Annotated in this window: 23 protein-coding genes and 1 pseudogene; 18 read left to right on the top strand and 6 right to left on the bottom strand. The window is 63.7% G+C overall.

All coding sequences use genetic code 11. From position 1 onward, the window contains the following. The first annotated feature begins 1 nt into the window (after position 1). Together JQ628_RS09945 and JQ628_RS09940 are read left to right on the top strand one after the other, a co-directional pair. Complete coding sequence (locus JQ628_RS09945) at positions 2-355, top strand: diacylglycerol kinase (RefSeq protein WP_212222361.1); 354 nt, start codon at positions 2-4, stop codon at positions 353-355. A gap of 44 nt (positions 356-399) precedes the next feature. Beyond that, positions 400-2151 (top strand): NAD+ synthase, encoded by a 1752-nt coding sequence (locus JQ628_RS09940; protein WP_212222360.1) that lies wholly within the window; start codon positions 400-402, stop codon positions 2149-2151. A gap of 188 nt (positions 2152-2339) precedes the next feature. Here the strand turns inward: JQ628_RS09940 and JQ628_RS09935 are convergent, their stop codons facing one another. After that, a complete protein-coding gene (locus JQ628_RS09935) occupies positions 2340-3515 on the bottom strand; it encodes a DUF2865 domain-containing protein (protein ID WP_249127718.1) in 1176 nt (391 codons plus the stop codon). Positions 3516-3701: 186 nt separating this feature from the next. Then, positions 3702-4007, bottom strand: coding sequence for a hypothetical protein (locus JQ628_RS09930; protein ID WP_212222358.1), 306 nt, complete (start codon positions 4005-4007; stop codon positions 3702-3704). A gap of 286 nt (positions 4008-4293) precedes the next feature. Between JQ628_RS09930 and cysS the strand changes: the two genes are divergently transcribed. From cysS to cimA, 3 genes are all read left to right on the top strand, one after another. Beyond that, a complete protein-coding gene (gene cysS, locus JQ628_RS09925) occupies positions 4294-5706 on the top strand; it encodes a cysteine--tRNA ligase (RefSeq protein WP_212222357.1) in 1413 nt (470 codons plus the stop codon). A gap of 121 nt (positions 5707-5827) precedes the next feature. Then, entirely contained in the window at positions 5828-6337 is a 510-nt protein-coding gene (locus tag JQ628_RS09920; protein WP_212222356.1) for a GNAT family N-acetyltransferase, read from the top strand. Next, positions 6334-7932, top strand: a complete 1599-nt coding sequence (gene cimA, locus JQ628_RS09915; protein ID WP_212222355.1) for a citramalate synthase — start codon at positions 6334-6336, stop codon at positions 7930-7932. The genes JQ628_RS09920 and cimA overlap by 4 nt, the downstream gene beginning before the upstream one ends. Here cimA and JQ628_RS09910 read toward each other — a convergent pair. Next, positions 7899-8834: a hypothetical protein gene (locus JQ628_RS09910; protein ID WP_212222354.1), complete on the bottom strand. Its 936-nt coding sequence runs from the start codon at positions 8832-8834 to the stop codon at positions 7899-7901. The two genes, cimA and JQ628_RS09910, sit on opposite strands and share 34 nt — an antisense overlap. Positions 8835-8971: 137 nt before the next feature. Between JQ628_RS09910 and JQ628_RS09905 the strand changes: the two genes are divergently transcribed. Further along, positions 8972-9349, top strand: a complete 378-nt coding sequence (locus JQ628_RS09905; RefSeq protein WP_212222353.1) for a VOC family protein — start codon at positions 8972-8974, stop codon at positions 9347-9349. Here JQ628_RS09905 and JQ628_RS09900 read toward each other — a convergent pair whose 3' ends face one another. Then, positions 9350-9955, bottom strand: coding sequence for a TIGR00730 family Rossman fold protein (locus JQ628_RS09900; protein WP_212222730.1), 606 nt, complete (start codon positions 9953-9955; stop codon positions 9350-9352). A 225-nt stretch (positions 9956-10180) separates the two neighbouring features. On the opposite strand from JQ628_RS09900, the gene JQ628_RS09895 reads away from it, so the two are divergent. The 6 genes and pseudogenes from JQ628_RS09895 to JQ628_RS09870 all read left to right on the top strand — a co-directional run bounded on the left by JQ628_RS09895 (position 10181) and on the right by JQ628_RS09870 (position 16544). Beyond that, positions 10181-12136, top strand: a complete 1956-nt coding sequence (locus JQ628_RS09895; protein WP_212222352.1) for an ABCB family ABC transporter ATP-binding protein/permease — start codon at positions 10181-10183, stop codon at positions 12134-12136. A 42-nt stretch (positions 12137-12178) separates the two neighbouring features. Beyond that, positions 12179-12880: pseudogene (locus JQ628_RS09890) on the top strand (phosphatidylserine decarboxylase); the annotation flags it as partial. Positions 12881-12953: 73 nt separating this feature from the next. Then, on the top strand, positions 12954-13838 hold the full coding sequence (locus JQ628_RS09885) for a CDP-alcohol phosphatidyltransferase family protein (protein WP_212222348.1): 885 nt from the start codon (positions 12954-12956) through the stop codon (positions 13836-13838). Positions 13839-13961: 123 nt separating this feature from the next. Next, complete coding sequence (locus JQ628_RS09880) at positions 13962-14675, top strand: RraA family protein (RefSeq protein ID WP_212222346.1); 714 nt, start codon at positions 13962-13964, stop codon at positions 14673-14675. Between the two features lie 58 nt (positions 14676-14733). Then, positions 14734-15699, top strand: a complete 966-nt coding sequence (locus tag JQ628_RS09875; protein ID WP_212222345.1) for a Bug family tripartite tricarboxylate transporter substrate binding protein — start codon at positions 14734-14736, stop codon at positions 15697-15699. Between the two features lie 23 nt (positions 15700-15722). Then, positions 15723-16544 carry an SDR family NAD(P)-dependent oxidoreductase gene (locus JQ628_RS09870; protein WP_212222343.1) on the top strand — a complete coding sequence of 274 codons (822 nt, stop codon included), beginning with the start codon at positions 15723-15725 and terminating at the stop codon, positions 16542-16544. 3 nt (positions 16545-16547) lie between these two features. On the opposite strand, the gene JQ628_RS09865 is transcribed toward JQ628_RS09870, so the two are convergent. Further along, positions 16548-17198 (bottom strand): hypothetical protein, encoded by a 651-nt coding sequence (locus JQ628_RS09865; protein WP_212222341.1) that lies wholly within the window; start codon positions 17196-17198, stop codon positions 16548-16550. Positions 17199-17210: 12 nt separating this feature from the next. Then, positions 17211-17687 (bottom strand): type II 3-dehydroquinate dehydratase, encoded by a 477-nt coding sequence (locus JQ628_RS09860; protein WP_249127716.1) that lies wholly within the window; start codon positions 17685-17687, stop codon positions 17211-17213. 83 nt (positions 17688-17770) lie between these two features. Between JQ628_RS09860 and JQ628_RS09855 the strand changes: the two genes are divergently transcribed. The 6 genes from JQ628_RS09855 to JQ628_RS09830 all read left to right on the top strand — a co-directional run bounded on the left by JQ628_RS09855 (position 17771) and on the right by JQ628_RS09830 (position 24171). Continuing rightward, a complete protein-coding gene (locus tag JQ628_RS09855; protein ID WP_212222339.1) occupies positions 17771-18670 on the top strand; it encodes a shikimate dehydrogenase in 900 nt (299 codons plus the stop codon). A 143-nt stretch (positions 18671-18813) separates the two neighbouring features. After that, entirely contained in the window at positions 18814-19806 is a 993-nt protein-coding gene (locus tag JQ628_RS09850; RefSeq protein WP_212222337.1) for a Bug family tripartite tricarboxylate transporter substrate binding protein, read from the top strand. Positions 19807-20022: 216 nt separating this feature from the next. Beyond that, positions 20023-20796: a motility protein A gene (locus JQ628_RS09845; protein WP_212222335.1), complete on the top strand. Its 774-nt coding sequence runs from the start codon at positions 20023-20025 to the stop codon at positions 20794-20796. Positions 20797-20828: 32 nt separating this feature from the next. Then, the gene (locus JQ628_RS09840; protein WP_212222334.1) at positions 20829-21656 is read left to right on the top strand and encodes an OmpA/MotB family protein; all 828 of its coding nucleotides are present in this window, start codon (positions 20829-20831) and stop codon (positions 21654-21656) included. 159 nt (positions 21657-21815) lie between these two features. Then, on the top strand, positions 21816-23720 hold the full coding sequence (locus tag JQ628_RS09835; protein ID WP_212222333.1) for a potassium transporter Kup: 1905 nt from the start codon (positions 21816-21818) through the stop codon (positions 23718-23720). Positions 23721-23841: 121 nt separating this feature from the next. Next, positions 23842-24171 carry a rhodanese-like domain-containing protein gene (locus JQ628_RS09830; protein WP_212222332.1) on the top strand — a complete coding sequence of 110 codons (330 nt, stop codon included), beginning with the start codon at positions 23842-23844 and terminating at the stop codon, positions 24169-24171. Positions 24172-24178: the final 7 nt, after the last annotated feature.

Genomic DNA, 24178 nt, shown 5'->3' with positions numbered 1-24178 from the left:
TTTGCTGCGACTGTGGCGGGCGACGATCAACACGCGTAACGGCCTCGCTTTTGCGATCCGTTCGGAGCAGGCGATCCGCGAGGAGCTGGTCGCGCTTGCGCTGTCGATCCCGCTTGCCTGGCTGATCGGCGCCACCACCATGCGGCGGGTGGAACTGGTCGCGACCGTCGTGCTTGTCCTGGTGGTCGAGCTGCTCAACACCGCGATCGAGAAGCTCGCCGACCGGCTGACGCTGGATCACGATCCGCAAATCGGCCGGGTCAAGGACATGGGCTCGGCCGCGGTCGGCGTCTCAATCCTGATGGCCGGGGCCTTCTGGTTGTTCGCCCTCGTCGAGCGCATGGGCGGAATCTGAATCAAGCAATTGAAGTTTGCCGGTGCGCGGGACACATTTAGAGAATGAGTGAACCGCAATTCAAAATCACGCTGGCGCAGCTCAATCCGACCGTCGGCGACGTCCCCGGCAACGCCGCGAAAGCACGCGCCGCGCGCGAAAAGGCGCAGGCCGACGGCGCCGATCTCGTGGTGCTGCCCGAGCTGTTCATCTGCGGCTATCCGCCGGAAGACCTCGTGCAAAAGCCCGCCTTCCAGGCCGCGTGCCGCGCGGCGGTGGAAGAGCTGGCGCGCGAGACCGCAGGCGGCGGTCCGGCCATGCTGATCGGCACGCCCTGGGTCGACGACGGCAAACTCTATAATGCCTGCGCGCTGCTCGACGATGGCCGCATCACGGCCCTTCGCTTCAAGGCTAACTTGCCGAACTACGGCGTGTTCGACGAAAAGCGCCTGTTCGCGCGCGGCCCTGCCGCCGGTCCGGTGACGGTGAAAGGCGTGCGGGTCGGTGTCCCCATCTGCGAGGACATCTGGCTGGAAGAGTCCGAGGAATACGAAAACATCGTCGAGTGCCTCGCCGAGACGGGCGCGGAAATTCTGGTGGTGCCAAACGGCTCGCCCTATGCCCGCGACAAGAACGATCTCCGTCTCTCGGTTGCGGTTGCGCGTGTTACCGAAAGCGGGTTGCCGCTGATCTACCTCAATCAGATCGGCGGGCAGGACGAACTGGTGTTCGACGGCGCCTCGTTCGCGCTCAATGCCGATATGTCGGTGGCGGCGCAATTGCCGGCATTCCAGGAAAGCATAGCCACGCTGACCTGGACCAAGAGCGATGCCGGCTGGCGCTGTTCCGGCCATGTCGTGCCGTTGCCGGAAGGCGACAAGGGCGACTATGCCGCCTGCGTGCTGGGCCTGCGCGACTATGTCCGCAAGAACGGCTTTCCCGGCGTGCTGCTCGGCGTCTCCGGCGGCATCGATTCGGCGCTGTGCGCGGCGATCGCGGTCGATGCGCTCGGCGCGGATGCCGTGCGCGGCGTGATGCTGCCGTTCCGCTATACCGCGCAGGTGTCGCTCGATGACGCCGCCAAGCTCGCGGCCGCGCTCGGCATCCGCTACGAAGTGCTGCCGATCGCGGACGCCGTGAACGGCTTTGAGAAGATTCTGTCCGTTCCCTTCGCCGGCCTGCCGCGCGACATCACCGAAGAAAACCTTCAGGCCCGCACCCGCGGCACGCTGCTGATGGCGATGTCCAACAAGACAGGCGCGATGGTGGTCACGACCGGCAACAAGTCGGAAATGTCGGTCGGCTACGCCACGCTCTATGGCGACATGAACGGTGGCTTCAACCCGATCAAGGACATCTACAAGACGGAAGTGTTCCGCCTGTCGTCCCTGCGCAATTCATGGAAACCGGACGGCGCGCTCGGCCCCTCGGGCGAGGTCATTCCGGTCAACATCATCACGCGCCCGCCGACCGCCGAATTGCGCGAGAACCAGACCGACCAGGATTCGCTGCCGCCCTATGATGTGCTGGACGGCATCCTCGAGCGCCTGGTCGAGCGCGAGGAGCCGCTCGCCACCATCATCGCTGCCGGATTCGACAAGGACGTCGTCACCCGCATCGACCGCCTGCTCAACATCGCCGAATACAAGCGCCGGCAGGCCGCGCCCGGCGTAAAAGTGACGGAAAAGAATTTCGGCCGCGACCGCCGCTATCCCATCACCAACCGCTTCCGCGACAACGGTAAGCCTCTGCCGAAGCCGGACGAGACGCTGGTGACGCGCGCCGGCAAGGTGTCTGCGGAGGCGTTCGAGGGTTAGACGCAGCTGCATTGAGCCAAGCGGCCACTCTCAACTCCGTCATCCTGAGGCGCGAGCCTTGCGGTGCACTTGCACCGCTGGGCGAGCCTCGAAGGACGACGGCCCGGCTGTGGCCGATTCATCCTTCGAGGCACGCTACGCGTGCACCTCAGGATGACGGAGAAACATCGAGCGAGCCGAACGGAACGCTACCGCGTCGTGGTCGGATTGTTCGGCAGGAATTGCGGCCCCACCGAGCGGATCGGCTTGTCCTTACCGGACTCGGCGGCAGGCGGCGCAGCCTCCGTTGCGGGCGGCGGCGTGCTGGCGGTGGTGGCCGGAGCGGGAGGCGCGCCCTTCTTGCCGGCGGCAGGCGCCTTCGATTGCTGCTGCATCTTCTGCTGCTGCATCTTCCGCGCGCTCTCCTCGGTGACGATGATGTCGCCCTGCTGCTCGACGGCAGCCTTGTCGTCGACCGACTTCAGCGCGTCCGACCAGGTCTGGCCGGCCGCCTTGCAGGAGCAGGACGGGTTGAACTCGGCGCGGAATTTGAACGCGTTGGGGAGGGCGGTATAGGGCTGGCCGTTGATCGACACGGCCTGGTTCATGTCCTCGCCGGGATTGCGGTAGGTGTAGAGCGTTGCCTCCGCCGCGGGGCAGAGCTGCTTGCAGGTCTTGTCGTCATCGGGAAAACGCGCCGGCACGGTGGCGAACGAGACCGGGAAATAGGCGCCGTCGCAACTGCGCACGCAGACGGTGCGATAGGTACCGGAGGCGCCACCGAGATCGGCGCTGGGCGGCGCAATCGTGGTGTTGCCGAACAGCCCGCCGAACAGGCCGCCCTGGCCCTGGTCGCGCATGGCCGCAGCATATTGCGGGCCGCAATTGTTCTGCGCGAGCGCGGTCAGCACCGAGCGCCGCTGGTTCTCGCGGTCGGCGCCGCCGAGGCCGCCCGAGCGCAGCCGCTCGAGGCTGGTGGTGATCTGGTCGAGATTGGCGCGCATCTGCTGGATCTGATTGTTGACCGGACCGCATTGCGCCGAGCGGCCGTTGAACAGCGAGAAGAAGCCGGAGCTCTCGCAGCCCATGCGGCTCGCCTGCGCGACCGCGCGGTCGAGCTGGCCCTGCTGCTGCGCCTGCGCTTCCTGGTAGCGGCGGATCTGCTCGTCCTTGGCGGGATCGCCGGTGCCGGCGCCGCGGTCCATGGTGGCAAGCTGTGCTTCCAGCCGCGTGCACATCGGATTGCCCGTGGGCGCGGCCTGCTGCTGCGGCTGAGGTGGTCCGGCAGGGGGCTGCGGTTGCATCTGGGCAAAGCCGTCGGTGCCAAGCGCGCTGCTGCCGATCAGCACGGCGCAGGCGAGGAGCCACCGGGAGGGGGAAGTCATCAATTTGTGCAGCATGTCCGGCCATTACATGATGTTCGCGAGCCGCCGCTCAAGGCCGGACGCGGGCCAACGCGGCGAGGCGCGGCCAAGGCGGCCTTCCTACCCGCTTCTCGGGGCAGCGTCACGTCGTTTTAGGGGCACCGGTATGGCGGTGAGGACGCAATCCCCTCAAAAACCTGCCGATTTTCAGCGCTGGCAGGTGATGGCCACGTATTCGTTACAGCCCGAATGGCCGCATCTGTCGCTGGCTTTCGGAACCGCGCCGGTGATCTCGTCGGGATCGACGCGGCGGTAGGAGCTGGCCTGAGCAAAGTCGCGCGACTGGCAATAGGCCCGCGCCGCCGGCGCGCCGCATTTGTCGCCCCGCGCAAGGCACTGGTCGACGCCATAGCTGTCGGCCTGGTTGGCGACGATGAAGATTTTCGTGTCGGCGGAAGCTGCTGACGAAACGAGGACGCAGGCACAGGTCAAAAGCGCGGAGAGGAATCGCATGCTGCACCATCGAATGAGGGAACCGCCGGGCGCATCGATAGGCCCAAATGGTAAAAAATGATTAACCACGGGATTTGCGGAGCACCGGGAGAGCGGGCCGAAAACAGCCAAAACCGGGCTGGTTCACCCTTGACGGCGCGGCCTTCGCTGGCCCATGGTGGAACCATGAACAGCCTCCTCGCCATCTGCATTTGCTGCGAGATTATTAGCTAGCGATTCGCTGGCTGAGGCCGTCTTTTCTCACACGAGATCAATGGACGCCCGGCCGCGAGGCAAGGGATTTTCCATGCAACTGCGATTCTACGATACGCTGACCCGGGAGAAGCGGCCCTTCGAGCCGATCGATCCAAAGAACGTGCGCCTGTATGCGTGCGGACCGACGGTCTACGACTTCGCCCATATCGGTAACGGCCGCGCGGCGATCGTGTTCGATCTGCTGTTCCGCGTACTCCGCCATCATTATGGCGCCGAGCATGTGACCTACGTCCGCAACATCACCGACGTCGACGACAAGATCAATGTCCGCGCGGCGCGCGACTATCCCGGCGTTCCCCTGAACGAGGCGATCCGGAAGGTCACCGAAGAGACGTTTCAGCAATATCAGGACGACGTCACAGCGCTCGGCTGCTTGCCGCCGACGGTGCAGCCGCGCGCGACCGAGCACATTCCGGAAATGCGCGCGATCATCGAAAAGCTGGTGGCCGGCGGCTTTGCCTATGTCGCCGAGGATCACGTGCTGTTCTCGCCGCAGGCGATGAACGCGGCTGATACCATGCTGCCGCGCTACGGCGCGCTGGCAAGGCGTTCGCTCGACGAAATGATCGCCGGCGCGCGCGTCGATGTCGCGCCCTACAAGCGCGATGTCACCGATTTCGTGCTGTGGAAGCCATCGAAGCCGGGCGAGCCGTCCTGGCCGTCGCCCGCGGGCATCACGGTATCAGGCCGCCCGGGCTGGCACATCGAATGCTCGGCGATGGCATGGAAGCATCTCGGCGAACGCTTCGATATCCATGGCGGCGGCATCGACCTGGTGTTCCCGCACCATGAGAACGAACTCGCCCAGACCTGCTGCGCCTTCCATGCCGATCGCATGGCCAATTTCTGGATGCACAATGGCTTCCTCCAGATCGAAAGCGAGAAGATGTCGAAATCCCTCGGCAACTTCTTCACGATCCGCGATCTCCTGGCGGACTGGCCGGGCGAGGTGCTCCGTCTCACCATGCTGAAGACGCATTATCGTTCGCCGCTCGACTGGACGCTCAAGAGCGTGGAAGAAAGCGCGAGGATGCTGGACGACTGGTATGCGCTCGCAGCCGACGCCGTGGGCGGCGAGCCTGCGGCTGCCGCCGTCGAAGCGCTTTCCGACGATCTCAACACCGCCCAGATGCTGGCGGCACTGCATGCCTTGCGTCATCAGGCGAGTGCGAGCGAAAAGGATCGCGCGGATTTCGCGGCGACGCTGCGGATGCTCGGTTTCCTGTCGCAAACAGCAGCGGAATGGAAAGGCCGTAAGCAGCAGGCGAGCGGCGTCGATCCCGCGCGGGTCGAGAGCCTGATCGCCGAGCGCACCGCCGCCCGCGCGCGGAAGGACTTCAAGGAGTCCGATCGTATCCGCGACGAGCTGGCGGCCATGGGTGTCGTTCTCAAGGACGGCCGGGGCGCCGACGGCAAGTCGGTCACGACATGGGAGATGGCCTGATGGATGAGCCCGAGACACCTTTCCCAAAACACTGGCGCTACTACATCTTCATCAAGTGGGCGGTGATCATTGCCGCGCTCTTGCTTGCCCTGAAACTCATCATCGAACTGCTTTAAGGACAATGGGACAATCGCTGCCAAAACCCGCACTGAGACCGTTCCTGCCGGCGGATACGCCGCTGCTGGCGGCGATCTTCGTTGCCGCGATCCAGGAACTGACCGGCGACGATTACAGCGAGGCGCAGCAGGAGGCCTGGGCAGCAGCAGCCGAGAATGAAGATGCGTTCGGCAAGAAGCTTGCGGGCGAATTGACGCTGATCGCGACGATGCAGAACTCGCCGGTCGGTTTCGCTTCGCTCAAGGGTGCGGACCATATCGAGATGCTCTATGTGCATCCGAGCGTGGTGGGGCAGGGCGTCGGCGCCGTGCTGATCGACGCGCTGGAGAAGCTCGCGGGTGCGCGCGGCGCAAAGGCGCTATCGGTCGACGCCAGCGACAACGCGCTCGATTTCTTCAGGAAGCGCGGCTATGTCGCCCAGCAGCGCAATTCAGTGCCCCGTCACGGCGAATGGCTGGCCAATACCACGATGCAGAAGGCGCTGACACCGGCCGCGCCGGGAGCCGCGCAATGAGCCGCGAACGTCTTTATCTCTTCGACACGACATTGCGCGACGGCGCGCAGACCAATGGCGTCGATTTCACGCTGCATGACAAGCAGGTCATCGCGCAGATGCTCGACGATCTCGGCATCGACTATGTCGAGGGCGGCTATCCCGGCGCCAATCCGACCGACACCGAATTCTTTGCCGAGAAGCCGAAACTGGAGCACGCGCGCTTCACGGCGTTCGGCATGACGCGCCGCGCCGGCCGCTCGGCGTCGAACGATCCGGGCTTGGCGGCATTGATCGAAGCCAAGGCGGATGCGATCTGCTTTGTTGCAAAGTCCTCCGCCTATCAGGTGCGCGTTGCGCTAGAGACCACCAACGAGGAAAACCTCGCCTCGATCCGCGACAGTGTGAAGGCTGCGAAGGCTGCGGGCCGCGAAGTGATGCTCGATTGCGAGCACTTCTTCGACGGCTACAAGGAGAATGCCGAATTCGCGCTCTCCTGCGCCAAGGCGGCTTACGAGTCCGGTGCGCGGTGGGTGGTGCTGTGCGACACCAACGGCGGCACCATGCCGAACGAGGTGGAGGCGATCGTCGGTGAGGTCGTCAAGCATATCCCGGGCGGCAATGTCGGCATTCACGCCCATAACGACACCGAGCAGGCGGTGGCGAACTCGCTCGCTGCGGTGCGCGCGGGCGCGCGGCAGATCCAGGGCACGCTTAACGGATTGGGGGAGCGCTGCGGCAATGCTAATCTCTGCTCGCTGATCCCGACGCTGCGCCTGAAGAAGGAATTTGCCGACGCCTTCGAGATCGGCGTCACCGCCGAGAAGATGGCGGGGCTGATGAAGGCCTCGCGCACGCTCGACGACATGCTCAACCGCGCGCCGAACCGCCACGCGCCTTATGTCGGCGAAAGCGCCTTTGTCACCAAGACCGGCATTCATGCTTCCGCCGTGCTGAAGGATCCGCAGACCTATGAGCATGTCGCGCCCGAGGCGGTCGGCAACCACCGCAAGGTGCTGGTATCGGACCAGGCGGGCCGCTCCAATGTCATCGCCGAACTCGATCGCGCCGGCATTCCCTACGAGAAGAGCGATCCGCGGCTGACGCGCCTCGTCGAGGAATTGAAGGAGCGGGAGGCGGCGGGCTATGCCTATGAATCCGCAGATGCCTCGTTCGAGTTGCTGGCGCGGCGCACGCTCGGCCGGGTGCCAGAATATTTCCGGGTCGAGCAGTTCGACGTCAATGTGGAGCAGCGCTACAACGCCAACGGCCAGCGCGTCACGGTGGCGCTGGCGGTGGTAAAGGTCGACGTCGCCGGCGAGCGGCTGATCTCGGCCGCCGAAGGCAACGGTCCGGTCAACGCGCTCGACGTCGCGCTGCGCAAGGATCTCGGCAAATACCAGAAATACATCGAGGGGCTAAAGCTGATCGACTACCGCGTGCGTATCCTCAATGGCGGCACGGAGGCGGTCACGCGCGTGCTGATCGAGAGCGAGGACGAGGCCGGCGATAGCTGGACCACCGTCGGCGTCTCGCCGAATATCATCGACGCCTCGTTCCAGGCGCTGATGGATTCGGTGGTCTACAAATTGGTCAAGTCAGGCGCGCCGGCGTGAGCCGTTGACGTGGCCGGCGCCGAGATCGCGGTCGTCGCCTGGGTGCGATAGCGCGGAAGCTGGTCCTCCAGCGAGTAGCAGACGCATAGCGCAAGGCTCGACCACACCGCCGCACTGAAATAGAGCGACATCCAGGGGATCTCGTCCTTCCATTCGGCATGGTCGCGCGTCACCACCCAGCGGCGGCTGACGTCGCGTAGCCCCTCGAGAGGGTGAAGCAGATTGCTGCCGTCGCCGACCTCGGCGCGCCAGCGGCTCAGATACATGGGCACGTCGATAGTCATCAGGAAGGCGAGGAAGAACACGATGCCCGCGATGCCCATGGCGAGCACCCAGCGAACCGGGCCATGGAATTCCGGAAACAGCCGGCAAAGGGCGACACCGACCAGGAAGAAGACGATGGCCCAGATCGAATTCTCGATGGCGTTGTAGAGGTAGTGCGTGGTCAGCACCGCGTACCAGGAAAAGCACTCGGCGATCAGGATCAGCGGCACGATCACCCAGGCGATGTTGGTGACGGTGTCCGCGCCCGTCATCGCGCCGAGCTGATAGAGAATGATCGCCCACTGCACGGCAAAGCAGACTTCGGCCACGGTCGCCACCGTGCGGCCGACCATCACGCTCGACAGCCAGGTGTCGAACAGGCAGATGCGCTGGACATCTGCGCGCGGCAGGAACGAGCGGAAGGCGCAGCCGAAGACATAGCCGGCGCACAGCAGCAGCATCAGCTCGATGCCGGGCTTGGTGACGAGACCGCCAGCCGGCTGTTCGAGCAGCCAGCGATACAGCGCGAACCAGATCGCAATGTTCACGGCACTGACCAGAGTCAAAAGACTCCACCACCAGGCCACTTGGTTCGACCAGACCAGGGAACCTGACCGCGCCTGCCATTCCAAGCTCATCAACCGCTCCAAACTTTATTCTGGATGACACTCGTCTGTATTATTTGTGTCATAAATTCTTGCTCGTCACGACAAAAAATTGCGAGCGGCAACTGTCATGTCACTGTCATAATTGTCACAATTGGAAGGGGAGCCGAATGATCGACCACGTCTCGGTGGCCGTCCGAGACCTCGAACGCGCTGCACGCTTCTACGAAGTGACGCTGGCGGCGCTCGGCCTGTCGCGGCTGGTGACGCGGCCCGCCACGGTCGGCTTCGGCAAGGCTTATCCGGAATTCTGGATCAACCTGCGCGCCAACATGGCGCCGGTGGAGGAGGGCAGCGGCGTGCACATCTGCCTGCGCGCGAAATCATCTGATGAGGTCGACGCATTTCATGCAGCCGCGGTCAGGGCGGGCGCTCGTTCCGACGGCGGGCCGGGCATACGGCCGCATGATCGAGTGAAATATTACGCGGCGTTTGTCGTCGATCCCGATGGCAATCGCATCGAGGCCGTTACGTTTCCGACGGAGTGATTACAGCCGCCGCTCCACTTCCGGCGCGAGCTTCTTCCCGCTGTCCGGCGTACGCGCGGCGTAGGCACGAAGGCGAGGTAGAATGTCCTCGACGCGCTCGGCCTTCAAAATATCGACTTCGAGATTTGGCCGGATGAATTGCGCCGCTCTCATATGCGACAACAGCGCCATCAATGGCTCCCAGAACCCGTCGATATTGGCGAGCAGGATCGGCTTGGCATGACGGCCGAGCTGCTGCCAGGTCAGCATCTCGACCAGTTCCTCCAGCGTGCCGACGCCGCCGGGTAGCGCAACGAAAGCATCCGAGCGCTCGAACATCAGTCGCTTGCGCTCATGCATGTCGGGCGTGACGATCATCTCCTGCACGCGCGTCAGCGCGTTCTCGCGCGCACGCAAGAAATCCGGGATGATGCCGGTGACGGCGCCGCCATGTTCGAGCACGGACTTGGCGATCGCGCCCATCAGGCCGACCGAGCCGCCGCCATAGACCAGACGAACATCGTTTTCTGCGAAGATCTTGCCGAGTGCGATAGCCGACTCGACAAAGCGGGGATTTGTGCCGGGGCCGGAGCCGCAATAGACACAAACAGTATTGATTTTGTTCATATCGCGCATGTGGCACTGCAGCGAGGATGCGTCAAGGTTACAGGATTCGCCGGCACAGCAGAACAGTCCTGCAAATGCCTGAAATTCGAGAAAGAATCGCCTTTTCGAGGCTGTACGCGACGGCTAAATCCCCTATATGACAGGCTCAATGCGATCGACCGAAAATCACGTGACATTGTGTCCCGCGCCGGCTTGCCAAGGAAACGATAAAGGGAACGCCAGCAGATGGCCGTGACCGATGAACCCTTGCGTGCCGACGAGCCGCCCCTCACGTCCAATTCCCCCGACAAGGCGACCCTGATCGGCACGCTGGCGCATCTGTGGCCTTATATCTGGCCGGGTGATCGCGCCGATCTGAAGATGCGCGTGGTCTGGTCGGTGGTGCTGCTGCTCGCCGCAAAGCTCGCGACGCTGTCCGTGCCGTTCACCCTGAAATGGGCAATCGATGCGCTCACGGGGGCGAACAGTGCGCCGGTGGAGGCGTCGAACTGGCTGTTCTGGCTGATCGCTTCGCCCCTGTTGATGACGATCGGCTATGGCGGGGTGCGCGTGCTGATGGCGCTGCTTACGCAATGGCGCGACGGCATCTTTGCCCGCGTCGCCATGCACGCCGTGCGCAAGCTCGCTTACATCACCTTCGTCCACATGCACGAATTGTCGCTGCGCTTCCACCTGGAGCGCAAGACCGGCGGGCTGACGCGCGTACTGGAGCGTGGCCGAGCCGGCATCGAAGTGATCGTGCGGATGGTGATCCTGCAACTGATCCCGACGATCGTCGAGGTGACGCTGATGCTGGCGGTGCTGTTCTGGCAATTCGACTGGCGCTACGTCCTGGCGACCGCGATCATGGTCGCCGCCTACATGTACTACACCTACATCGCGACCGAATGGCGGATCGAGATCCGCCGCAAGATGAACGATTCCGATACCGAGGCGAACACCAAGGCAATCGACTCGCTGCTCAATTACGAGACGGTCAAATATTTCGGCGCCGAAGCCCGCGAGGCCGCGCGCTATGACCGCTCGATGGCGCGTTACGAAGAGGCGAGCATCCGCACCTATACGTCGCTCGCTGTCCTCAACGCCGGCCAGGCCGTGCTCTTCACCGCAGGTCTTACCGCGACCATGCTGATGTGCGCCTTCGGCATCCGCAACGGCACCAATACGGTCGGCGATTTCGTGCTGGTCAACGCCATGATGATCCAGCTTTACGTGCCCCTGAATTTCATGGGCATGGTCTATCGCGAGATCAAGCAGGCGATCATCGACATCGAGAAGATGTTCAACGTGCTGGCGCGCGACCCCGAAATCAAGGATGTCCCGGGTGCGATGCCGCTGGCGGTGACGTCGGGTAATGTGCGGTTCGAGGATGTGCGCTTTTCCTATGAGCCGGACCGGCCGATCCTCAAAGGCCTGAGTTTTGAGGTGCCGGCCGGCAAGACGGTTGCGATCGTCGGCCCATCGGGTGCCGGCAAGTCGACGATCTCGCGGCTGTTGTTCCGCCTCTATGACGTCTCCGGCGGCAGGATCACGATCGACGGGCAGGACATCAGGAGCGTGTCGCAGGATTCGCTGCGCGCGGCGATCGGCATGGTTCCGCAGGACACCGTGCTGTTCAACGACACCATCCGCTACAACATCCGTTACGGCCGCTGGGACGCCGGCGATGTCGAGGTGGAAGAGGCGGCGCGGCTGGCGCAGATCGATACGTTCATCCGCCATTCGCCGAAGGGATATGAGACCCAGGTCGGCGAACGCGGCCTCAAGCTTTCCGGTGGCGAAAAGCAGCGCGTCGCGATCGCGCGCACCATTTTGAAGGCGCCGCCGATCCTGGTGCTGGATGAAGCGACCTCCGCGCTCGACAGCCATACCGAGCACGAGATCCAGGAGGCGCTGGACCGCGTCTCGCGCAACCGCACGTCGCTTGTCATCGCGCACCGGCTCTCGACCATCGTCACCGCCGACGAGATCATCGTGCTCGATCAGGGCAGGATCGCCGAGCGCGGCACCCATCTCCAGCTTTTGGCATCGGGCGGACTTTATGCCAGTATGTGGAACCGGCAGCGCGAGGCCGAAGCCGCGCGCGAGAAGCTGGCCGAGATCGGCGACGACAACGGAGCGCCGAACCGCGAGCCGCCGCCGGTCGATGACGATCTGATCACGCCGGCCGCGGCGGAATAGTTTTCCACGCCATCTCCGGCGCAGAGGGACAGCACAGGGACATCAATGTCGATCGCCAACTCCATTCGCGCGCAAATTCCACCTGTTCATCCCGAAGGCTACCCGTTCATCGGCGGCTTTGCGCTGGCCAGCCTGATCCTGTTCTGGATCTGGACGCCGCTGGGGTGGATCGGCACCGTGCTGACAGTCTGGTGCGCGCTGTTCTTCCGCGATCCCGTGAGGGTGACGCCGGTGCGCGAGGGCATCGTGGTGGCGCCGGCCGACGGGCGTGTCTCGATGATCGCGCAGGTGTTGCCGCCGGCCGAACTCGGGCTCGGCGACAGGCCGCTGACGCGCGTCTCGATCTTCATGAGCGTGTTCAACTGCCATGTGAACCGCAGCCCGGTGGCGGGCCGGATCGACCGCATCGTCTACCGGCCGGGCGCTTTCATCAATGCGGAGCTCGACAAGGCAAGCGAGGACAATGAACGCAACTCGCTGGTGATCTCGACGCCGCAGGGCCGCATCGGCGTGGTGCAGATCGCCGGGCTGGTGGCGCGGCGTATTGTCTCATTCGTGCGGGAGGGGCAGTCGATCAACGCCGGCGAACGGTTCGGCCTGATCCGCTTCGGCTCGCGGCTCGACGTCTATCTGCCCGACGGCGTCCAGGCGCTGGTATCGCAGGGCCAGACCGCGGTCGCCGGCGAGACGATTTTGGCCGATTTCCGCGCCGGCGACGCCGGCCGCACCTGGCGGGCGGATTAACCAATTCTCGTTGCGGCGCGGTGAAGGTCCCTGGCCGATAGCGAAGCGGCGTTCCAAGCGTTATATTGGCGTCATGATCCCCTTGGACGGAAAAACGCCCGACATGCGCCGCCGCCGGTTTCGCCCGATTCCGGTGCGGATGCTGGTGCCCAATGTCATCACGCTGCTGGCGATCTGCGCCGGCCTGACCGCGATCCGTCTGTCGATCGAAGGGCGGATGGAGCTGGCGGTCGCCGCGATCGTGTTCGCCGCGATCCTCGACGGCGTCGACGGCCGCGTTGCGCGCATGATCAAGGGCCAGTCGAAGTTCGGCGCCGAGCTCGACAGCCTCGCCGACTTCGTCAATTTCGGCGTCACGCCCGGCTTGATGCTCTATTTCTGGCAGTTGCAGGAACTGGGCAATGGCGGCTGGATCGCGGCCATGGTGTTTGCGATTGCGGGCGGTCTGCGGCTCGCACGCTTCAACGCCACCATGGACGATCCCAACAAGCCGGCCTATGCCGCCAACTATTTCACCGGCGTGCCGGCCCCGATGGGCGCGATCCTCGCGATGTTGCCGATCTATGTCGCCTTCCTCGGCATGCCCAAATCGCCGGCGACGCTGACGGCGGCCTATACGCTATTGATCGCGTTCCTGATGGTGTCGCGCCTGCCGGTCTTCTCCGGCAAATCCGTGAAGATGCGGGTAGCGCCGGAGATGGTGCTGCCGGTGTTCGTCGGGGTGATCTTCTTCGTCGCACTGCTGATCGGCTATCCCTGGTACATCCTGTCGATAGGCTCGGTGTTGTACCTGGCGAGCCTGCCGTTCGGCTGGAAGTCCTATCGCGACCACCAGCGCGCTGCAGCGCTTGCGGAAACGTCGGCGGAAACTACCACGCCAGCCGGTTCGGCGCCGGCGTCCTTTCCGCCAGCCGCCAATACCGAGCAGGATAACGAGCGGCCGGCGCGGCTGAACTGACGCATCGCGGTTCTCCCAAAATATCTGCCATGACCGGAGCCGAGTTGGGTTCGCGCCCGATCTCGGCTATAGGCTGGTTCTGCCTTCCAAAAAGACGTTCCCAAGAACCAGGAGAGAAACGCCGTGACCCAATCCGCCCCGCTGCCCGCTTCCGTCCTCGAGGCGCTGGCGCGCTACGACACGCCGACGATCTGCAATGCGATGGAGATCGTGGCGCCGGAGCGGCGGCTGATCGGCTACACCACCAAGCCGCTGGTTTGCCCGTTTCCCGATCTGCCGCCGATGGTCGGCTATGCCCGCACCGTGACGATCCGCTCGGTGGTGAAGTCCGGCCTGCCGGCCGACGAGCAGGCGCGGCGCCGCATCGCCTATTACGAATATGTCGGCACCGGCTTCGGACCGCGCATCACCGTCATCCAGGACCTCGACGGTGCCGACGTCGGCTATGGCGCGTTCTGGGGCGAGGTGCAGAGCAACGTGCACAAGGCGCTCGGCTGCCTCGGTGTGATCACCGACGGATCGATCCGCGACATCCCGCAATGGGCGCCGGGCTTTCAGGCGCTGGCCGGCTCGATCGGGCCGTCGCATGCCTGGGTGCACGCCGAAAGTTTTGGCGGCGAAGTGCGCGTCGCCGGCATGACGGTGAAATCCGACGATTTGATCCACGCCGACAGCCACGGCGCGATCGTGATCCCGCACGATATCGCGGCAAAAATTCCCGACGCGTGCGAACTCTGCGCCCGCCGCGAGACGCCGATCCTGGAAATCGCGCGAGCCAAGGACTTTTCGCTCGAGAAGCTGAAAGAGGCACTGAAGCGATCGGCTGAGATTCACTGACCGGGATTTTCTGACCAAGAGGGCGAAAAGCCCCGGGTCCACATTGGGAGGAATTGCAATGAGATTTCTTGCATTGGTGGTGCTTGCGATGCTCGCCGGGATCGGCGGCGCGTCTGCGCAAAACTATCCGTCGCGCCCCATTACGCTGGTGGTGCCGTTCCCGCCGGGCGGATCGACCGATGCTGCGGCGCGCATCATGGCGGAGCGCATGCGTAGCACGCTCGGCCAATCGATCGTGATCGAAAATGTCGGCGGCGCCGGCGGCTCGATCGGCGTCGGCCGCGTGGCACGCGCGGCGCCCGACGGCTACACTTTCGATATCGGCCAGTGGGACACCCATGTCGGCAGCATCATCTACAAGCTCGATTACGATCTTGAGAAAGATTTTGAGCCGATCGCGCTGGTCTCGAACAATCCGCAGTTGATGGTCGCCAAGAACGACCTGCCGGCGAAAACGCTCGGCGAACTCGTCGAGTGGATGAAGGCCAATCCCGGCAAGATCAACTTCGTCAACCAGAACGCGGCGGCCAACGTCACCGGCGTGCTGTTTGAAAACCTCACCAAGCAGAAGGTGCAGTTCATCCCGTATCGCGGCGCAGGTCCTGCGATGACCGATCTCGTCTCCGGCACGGTTGACCTATTGGTGGTGCAGGGCGCCGTGGCGCTGCCGCAGATCCGCGCCGGCAAGATCAAGGCGCTGGCGAACCTTTCGCCGGAACGTTCGGCCTCGATGGCGGACATTCCGACGTCAGATGAGTCCGGGGTAAAAGGCTTGTATATGTCGGGCTGGTTCGGCTTCTGGGCGCCGAAGGGTACGCCGAAAGACATCATCGCCAAGCTAAATGCGGCGACCGTCGAGGCGCTGGCCGATCCGGCCATCCAGAAGCGCTTTTCGGAACTTGGCCTCGATGTCGCTCCACGCGCGCAGCAGACGCCGGAGGGATTGGCGGCGTTCCAGAAGGCGGAGATTGAAAAGTGGTGGCCGATCATTAAATCGGCCGGCATCGGTGCGCAGGCGCAGTAGTCTACGCCTGAAAGGCCTTTGCCATGGACATGAACGGCAAGACGGTTTTCATCACCGGCTCGACCGACGGTGTCGGACGCTACGTCGCGGCGCAATTGGCCGGGCAGGGCGCAAAGGTCCTGATCCACGGCCGCGATGCGGCGCGCGGCAACAGCCTGATCGAGGAGATCAAGCGGGCGGGCGGCAGCGCGCCCGTCTTTTATCAGGCCGACCTGTCGTCACTCGCCGAGGTGGGCGAGCTGGCCGACGCCGTGCTGGCTGACCACAAGCGGATCGACGTCTTCGTCAGCAATGCCGGCATCGGTTCGCAGAACGAGGGGCCGCAGCGGCAGGTGAGCCGCGACGGCCACGAGCTGCGCTTTGCGGTCAATTATCTTGCCGGTTTCCTGCTGGCGCATCGTTTGCTGCCGGCGTTGAAGGCGGCAGCACCCTCGCGCATTGTCAATGTCGCCTCGCTCGGCCAGCATCCGATCGATTTCGACGACGTGATGATCACCAAAAACTACAGCGGCTCACGCGCCTATGCGCAGAGCAAGCTGTCGCAGATCATGTTCACGATCGATCTGGCCGGGGAGCTGAAGGACAGCCGCATCACCGTCAACTCGCTGCATCCGGCGACCTACATGAACACCACGATGGTGCGGGCCGGCGGCATCACGCCAATGTCGACGGTGGAGCAGGGCGGCAAAGCCATCCTGCATCTGATTTCCGGCGACGATGTCGCTGATAGAAGCGGGCTGTTCTTCAACGGCATGAACGAGATGAGGGCCAATGCTCAGGCCTTTGATGCGGATGCGCGCCGGCGACTGCGCGATCTCAGCCTCAAGCTGACGGGCCTGGCGTGATTTTTACGCCGGCAGCAACCGCTTCGGCAGGCTGAAGAACAGCCGGTAGAGCGGCAGCGAGTCGATCACGGCAGCATCCAACTTCTCGCGCAGATGCCAAAGCGCGCCCCTCACGGCAGCTTCATCGAGGCCCTCGATCAGCAACAGTCCGGCAAAGGATTCGTCGTTCTTGCGCATGCCCTTTTCTCGAGTCTGGATCGAGGTCTGCGCCTGATCGGTGAGCAGGACGCGCGCCGCGGCGATCTTGTCAAGACCCGCAAGTTCAGCGGTAAGCGCAGCCGCATCCCATTCCGGCCGGCCGTCGAGCCGCAGCACGGCCAATACGCCGGCCTGGCCGATCCCGCTTGAAGCCACCACGCGGCCGCCGCCGCGGGCAAAATTTCGCAGGCGCGGCATGGTACGTTGCGACCACGGCGTCGGTTCGTTGAGGCGTGCGAGATATTGCGGGCTGCCGACGATTTCGGGCTCTGCCAGTTCATAGAGGATGAAGTAGCGGTTGGCCGCCGTGCCTAGCGCGCGAAAAATGCGGCAAGCCAGAAAGCCATCCACGCCGACGCGTTCGGCGGCGTGTTCCCTTGTGATCCAGTGCATCCAGTCGGTCTCGTCCTCCGGCGCAAGGTCGCTCCAGATCGCGAGATAGCCGTTACCTTCCATGACGCTCTCCGTTCACTTCGGTCCGACGCGGACGGATGCCGGCAACGAAGCGGGCAGCTTCCCCGCGCTCTGTAGCGCCGCCTGCATTGCGACGATATAGCCGTAGGGGCCGAGCCCGGCGATGACGCCCTTCACCGCAGCCGAAAGCTTCGAGTGCCGGTGCAATTCGTCGCGGGCATGGATGTTGGAGATATGGACTTCGTAAATCGGGCCTTCGAAAATCTTCATCGCATCGTACATCGCAATGGACGTGAAGGAATAGGCCGCGGGGTTGATGATCAGCGCATCCGCCTCCTTGCTGGCCGACTGGATCAGGTCGACCATCTCGCCCTCATGATTGGACTGGTGGAACGATAATTTTGCACCGGAGAAGGCGGCGAATTCCTCGCATGCGGCCCTGATCGCATCGAGTGTGGTCGAGCCGTAGATGTGCGGCTCGCGGATGCCGAGCATGTTCAGGTTCGGGCCGTTGAGGATCATGATGCGCATGTCGTGCCTTTCGCGTGATTGACGGGTCCCTCGCAATTCTAAAGTATCCGCAACCATCCTCCGCCGCCAAACTCATTTTGCCGATGCCTCCTGACGCCAACGACATCTGCGCCTCCGAAGGCCATGCGCCGTCCGATTCTGTTCTGGTCGGCTTGGTCGGCGCGGGCATTGGCGCCTCGCTGACGCCGCGCATGCACATGGAGGAAGGAGCCGCGCAAGGCTTGCGCTATGAGTATCGGCTGATCGATCTCGATGTGCTCGGGCTCGCTGCGGCGGATTTGCCGAAGATCCTGACGGACGCGGAGCGCTCCGGCTTTGCCGGATTGAACGTCACCTTTCCCTGCAAGCAGGCGGTGATCGCGCATCTCGATGCGCTCAGCCCGGACGCGCGCGCGATCGGTGCGGTCAACACGGTCGTACTCCGGGACGGCCGTCGCGTCGGCCACAACACCGACTGGACCGGCTTTGCCGAGGGTTTTCGGCGCGGGCTTGGCGATGCCAGGCGCAAGCTTGTCGTTCAGTTCGGCGCCGGCGGCGCGGGCGCTGCCGTCGCGCATGCGCTGCTCACGCTTGACGCCGACCGAATTGCCATCGTCGATACGGATGGCGCGCGGGCCCGCGATCTCGCCGGCGCGCTGTGTGCCCGCTTCGGGGCCGGCCGGGCTGTCGTAGCGGAAGATCCGGCTCGCGCCGTCGCGGTGGCCGACGGCATCGTCAACACCACGCCGGTCGGCATGGCGAAATTTCCGGGAATGGTGGTCGCCGAAGACTGGTTGCACCCGGATCTATGGGTTGCCGACATCGTCTACTTTCCACTCGAGACTGCGCTATTGCGGACAGCGAGGAACCTCGGCTGCCGCACGATGTCCGGCGCCGGCATGGCCGTGTTCCAGGCGGTAAAGGCGTTCGAGCTGTTTTGCGGTGTCGCGCCCGATGCCGAACGGATGCAGCGGCATTTTGAGCGGATGGCCACCGGCTTGTAAGGAAGCCGCGTCGATGCCGCATCGCACGCTGATCATTTCATCATCCGACCGTTGACCGCGGACCGGGTTGGCTGCTTCAATCGAAAAAAAGAGCGGCGGTATGACCGGCCGCCGACACCAGCAGCCGATCGGGGAGGGAAGTCATGCCGTCGCGTGTGAACCGTCGTTCCGTGCTGAAAGTGCTTGGCGGGTCAATCGCCGCGCCAATGCTCGTGCCTCGCGCAGGCACGGCGCAGGAAGCGTGGCCGACGCGCCAGGTGCGTTACATCAACGGCTTTCCGGCCGGCGGCGCCACCGACACGCTGTCGCGCATCCTGTGCCAGAAGATGAGCGACCTCTCCGGGCAGTCATTCGTGGTCGAGAACAAGGGCGGGGCAGGCGGCACGATCGGTGCCGATACCGTCGCAAAATCGACGCCGGATGGATACACGGTCGGTCTCGGCGGCATCGCCAGCAACGTGCTCGCGCTCGGCACCTATGCCAAGCTTCCCTATGATCCCGTCAAGGATTTCACCGTCATCGGCGGCATGTGGCAGCTGCCGAACATTCTCTGCGTGAGGAAGGACCTGTTCTCGTCGGACATCCGGGAATTGCTCGCGGCCTTCAAGAAGGAACCCCGCAAATACACCTATGCGTCGGCCGGCTTCGGCACGACGCTGCATCTGTCCGGCGAGATGATGAACAGCATGGCCGGCGTCGAGGTGACCCACATTCCCTACAAGGGTGCCGGTCCCGCGCTGACCGACCTGCTCGGCGGCCGTGTCGACATGCTGTTCGACAATCTGCCGGGCTCGTTGCCGAGCGTGCGCGCCGGGCAGATCAAGGCGGTTGCCGTCACCGCCACCAAGCGCATTCCCGAACTCCCTGATGTGCCGGCGATGGCGGAGGTATTGCCGGGATATTCAATGACGTCCTGGACCACGATGATCGCTCCCGCGAACGTCAAGCCTGATCTGGTGGCACAGATGAATGCGCTGACGCTAAAGGCGCTCGCCGAACCCATTGTAAAACAGCGATATGGCGACCTCGGCGCGTCGGTCTGGCCGACTTCTCCGGAGGAGGCCAAGGCATTCCGCGATGCCGAGGAGAAGCGGCTGCTGCCGATCATGAAGGCCGCCGGAATCAAGCCGGAGTGAGCTTCGTGCCTGTCGGCGCGAGCAGCCATCCGTATGGTTAGCAAAGCGTTGCGATGCGCGCTTGCGCCGCCAAAACTCCGGCATTATGCGGGCGCAAAACTGCTTAACCTTTACGCGTCTTTAATGGCACGGCCGTAGGGTTCGTTCCACGCGGCCAGAATGGGTCCGCGCGCCGTCCAGGACAGGCGGCTGGTAAGCGTACGCGTGGAGTTCGCCATGGATATCGCAACACTGCTCGGCCTGTTCGGGGGCGCCGTTGTTGTGTCGTCGCTGATCCTGATGGGTGGCGACTTTCGTATGTTCTACGATATCCATGCCGTCATCGTCATCTTCGGCGGCTCGTTCGCCGCGACCTTCATCCGCTTTCCCCTGTCGGCGATGCTGCACGGCCTGCCGCTGGGCGCCAAATTCGCGTTCACGCTGAGCAGCCTTTCCGCCCGCGACCTCGTGGATGAGCTCGCCCGTATCGCCGAGATCGCCCGCAAGCAGGGTCCAGTCGGACTTGAAAAGGTCGAGACCGACGAACCTTTCCTCGCCAAGGGTATCCGCTACGTCGCCGACGGCTACGATCTCGAATTCATCCGCGACAACATGGAACGCGACCGCGACAATTTCCTGCTTCACCTCAACGAGGGTTCGAAGATCTATCGTGCGATCGGCGACTGCGCGCCGGCGTTCGGCATGATCGGAACGCTGCTCGGCATGGTGCAGATGTTCTCCAACATGCAGGACCCGTCAAAGCTCGGCCCGTTCATGGCGGTCGCGCTGCTCGCGACGCTTTACGGCGCCGTGGTGGCCAACCTGATCTGTCTGCCGATCGCCGACAAGCTGCACGGCAAGCTGATCGACGAAGAGACCAATCGAACCCTCATCATCGACGGCATCCTGATGATCCGCGACTCCAAGAGCCCGGCATTGGTGCGGGAAATGCTGCTGGCGTATCTGCCCGAGAAGCACCGCCACGAGGAAGGCGAGCCGGTGCCGGCATGATCGCCGCCGGATAGCAAGCGCGGACATAGAATATGGCCAAGAAGAAACGTGAAGAGGGTCATGGCGGTCACGGCTGGTTCGTGACCTTTGCCGACCTGATGGCCCTGCTACTGGCGTTCTTCGTGATGCTGGTCGCGTTCTCCAACCAGGACCAGCAAAAGCTGAAGATCGTGGCGGGCTCGATGCGCGAAGCGTTCGGCGTGCAGACCGAAGCGCGCTATTCCGGCGTGATCGAGTCGGACGGCCTGCCGACACGCCCGAAGCTGAAGAACACCGCGCATATTCCGCCCGAGGAGGCTTCCAACACGCCGACCCCGGACGAGAAGCAACGCAGCCGTGTGATGGGCGCAAAGCTGAAGATCGACCGCGAATTCGCGCTCGCCTCGGCGTCGTTGCGCCAGGCGCTTCAGGACATGCCGGAACTGACCGAGATGTCCAAGCACATCATGTTCGAGGAGACCAACCTGGGCCTTAACCTGGAGATCGTCGACCAGGACGGCCGCTCGATGTTCCCGGACGGCTCCAAAGTGCCTTACGACCGCACGCGCCGCCTGATTCAGAAGCTTGCCGCGCCCTTGAAGGCGACGCCGCTGCGGCTGTCGATCGTCGGCCATACCGCCGCAGGTTTCGTGCCCTCGCGCAGCGACTATGGCGCGTTCGATCTTTCCGCCGATCGCGCCAACGCGGTGCGCCAGATTCTCGAGCGCGAGGGGCTGCCGCCATCCCATATCTTCGCCGTCTCCGGCAAGGCCGACAGCCAGCCGCTGTTTCCCGACGATCCGTCGCTACCGGCCAACCGTCGCGTGACCATCACCTTGATGCGCGAAGATCCGCCGGTGCCGCCGGATCTGCGACCTTAGTCTTCTGAATACTATAATACCTGTTGCATGGCGCGACGGAGTTGCTATGACGCACGCCCTGAGCGCGTGCTATGGTCGTTCCGTTGACGGGCTCTCAGTGCGTCGGCCGGCCAATGGGCGGCGGATCAAAAGTATCAGATAGGGCGTTTTCCAAGCGTCATGACTGCGAGCGTCACATCAACCGAACCCCAGGAAGGGTCGGCTCCGGCGACGGGCCTTTGGGCTCTGATGCTCGGAAGCATCGGTGTCGTGTTCGGCGATATCGGCACTTCTCCGCTGTACGCGTTCCGCGAAGCGGTGGGCGGCGCCGTCGGCCATGGCCAACCGGCGACGCGCGCCGCCGTGCTCGGCGTGCTCTCGCTGATCCTGTGGGCGCTGTTTACGGTCGTGACCGCCAAATACGTGCTCTTGCTGCTGCGCGCCGACAATAACGGCGAAGGCGGTACGCTCTCGCTGATGGCGCTCGGCCAGCGTGCGCTCGGCCGCCGCAGCCTGGTGTTGACGGCGCTCGGCGTCGTCGGTGCCTCGATGTTTATCGGCGACTCCATGATCACGCCGGCGATCTCAGTGTTGTCGGCGGTGGAGGGCCTGAAGGTCGCTGCGCCCGCTCTCGAACACTATGTCGTGCCGGTGACGGTCGTCATCCTTGTCGGACTGTTCTCGGTGCAGAGCAGCGGCACGGCGCGGGTTGCTTCCGCGTTCGGGCCGGTCATGGTGGTTTGGTTCGTGGTCCTGGCGGTGCTTGGCCTTATCCACATCGGCGACGATCCGTCGGTTCTGGCGGCGATCAATCCGTATTACGGCGTCCAGTTTCTGCTCACGCACGGCACAATTGGCCTGGTGACGCTCGGCGCCGTGTTCCTTGCCGTAACCGGCGGCGAGGCGCTGTATGCCGATCTCGGCCATTTCGGCCGCAAGCCAATCCAGAACGCGTGGATCTGTTTCGTGCTGCCCTGCCTGCTGATTAACTATTTCGGGCAGGGCGCCTTGGTGCTGGCTCATCCGGCGGCGATCGAAAACTCGTTCTATCGGATGGCACCCGAGGTGCTACTGCTGCCGCTGGTCGTGCTCGCGACGGCCGCGACTGTTATCGCGAGTCAGGCGGTGATAACGGGTGCGTTTTCATTGGTCCGGCAGGCCGTGCAGCTCGGTCTGTTGCCGCGTTTCGAGGTCCGCTACACCTCTGAAACCCATGCCGGGCAAATCTATCTGCCGCGCGTCAACCGGCTGCTGTTGATCGGCGTGATCCTGCTGGTGCTGATGTTCCGCACTTCCAGCGGCCTTGCGTCGGCGTACGGTATCGCCGTTTCCACCACCATGGTCGCCGACGGTATCATGGGCTTTGTGGTCGTTTGGAAACTGTGGAACTGGAAGGCGGCCACTGCGGCAGCGCTGATCGTGCCCTTCGTGGTCATCGACATGACTTTCTTTGCCGCCAATCTCCTGAAGCTGCTCGAGGGCGCCTGGGTGCCGCTGCTGTTCGGTCTCCTGATGGTGGCGATGATCTGGACCTGGCGGCGAGGGGCCGCGATCCTGGTTGCCAAGACCCGCCGCATCGAGGTGCCGCTCGCCGATCTGATCAAGAGTCTGGAAAAGCGGCCGCCACACATCGTCAAGGGCACCGCGGTTTTCCTCACCAGCGATCCCTCGTTCGTGCCGACCGCGCTGTTGCACAATCTCAAACACAACAAGGTGCTGCACGAGCAGAACGTCATCCTTACCATCGAGACCGCCGAGACGCCGCGCGTGGATCTGGCCGAACGGGTCAAGATGGAAACCATCAGCGACAAGTTCTCGACGGTGCGGCTACGCTTCGGTTTCATGGAATCGCCCAATGTGCCGAAGGCGCTGGTGATCGCGCGGAAGCACGGCTGGCAGTTCGACATCATGGCGACGTCGTTCTTCGTGTCGCGCCGCTCACTCAAACCTTCGGCGCAGTCGGGCATGCCGCAATGGCAGGATCATCTGTTCATCGCGATGAGCCGGTCGGCCAACGATGCCACCGACTATTTCCAGATTCCCACCGGGCGGGTGGTGGAAGTCGGAACGCAGGTTACGATCTAGATTCAGGACGTGCTTTAAGCCCTTTGCGGTGCTTGATTTTCCCTCCGCAAGGGGCGAGGTTGGCGCCAACGGGCCGGGCGCCCCTTCGGAGCGCCTTTTCAGAAATCGCTGGAGGATTGGCGTGACGGATCATCAGGTGCAGGATTTGACACCGCAGGAGGTGTCGACGGGGATTGACGAGGGGCGCTATCTCCTCGTCGACGTGCGCGAGCCGAACGAGGTCGTGGTGGAAGCCTATCCCTCCGGCGTGATCGCGCCTCTTTCGACCTTCGACCCGGCCTCGCTTCCCGATCCGCAGGGCAAGGAGGTCGTGTTCGCCTGCCGCTCGGGAAAACGTTCGGTGACGGCTTCGCTGGCGGCGCAGGCGGCAGGCCTGCCTTTCGACAAGCATCTCGCCGGCGGCATCATCGGGTGGAAGGCGGCAGGCCTGCCGACCAAGACGGGCGGCTGATTCTTCC

The organism is Bradyrhizobium lablabi, assembly GCF_018129385.1.
Classification (GTDB): domain Bacteria; phylum Pseudomonadota; class Alphaproteobacteria; order Rhizobiales; family Xanthobacteraceae; genus Bradyrhizobium; species Bradyrhizobium lablabi_C.
This window is presented reverse-complemented; position numbering and strand designations above follow the sequence as displayed.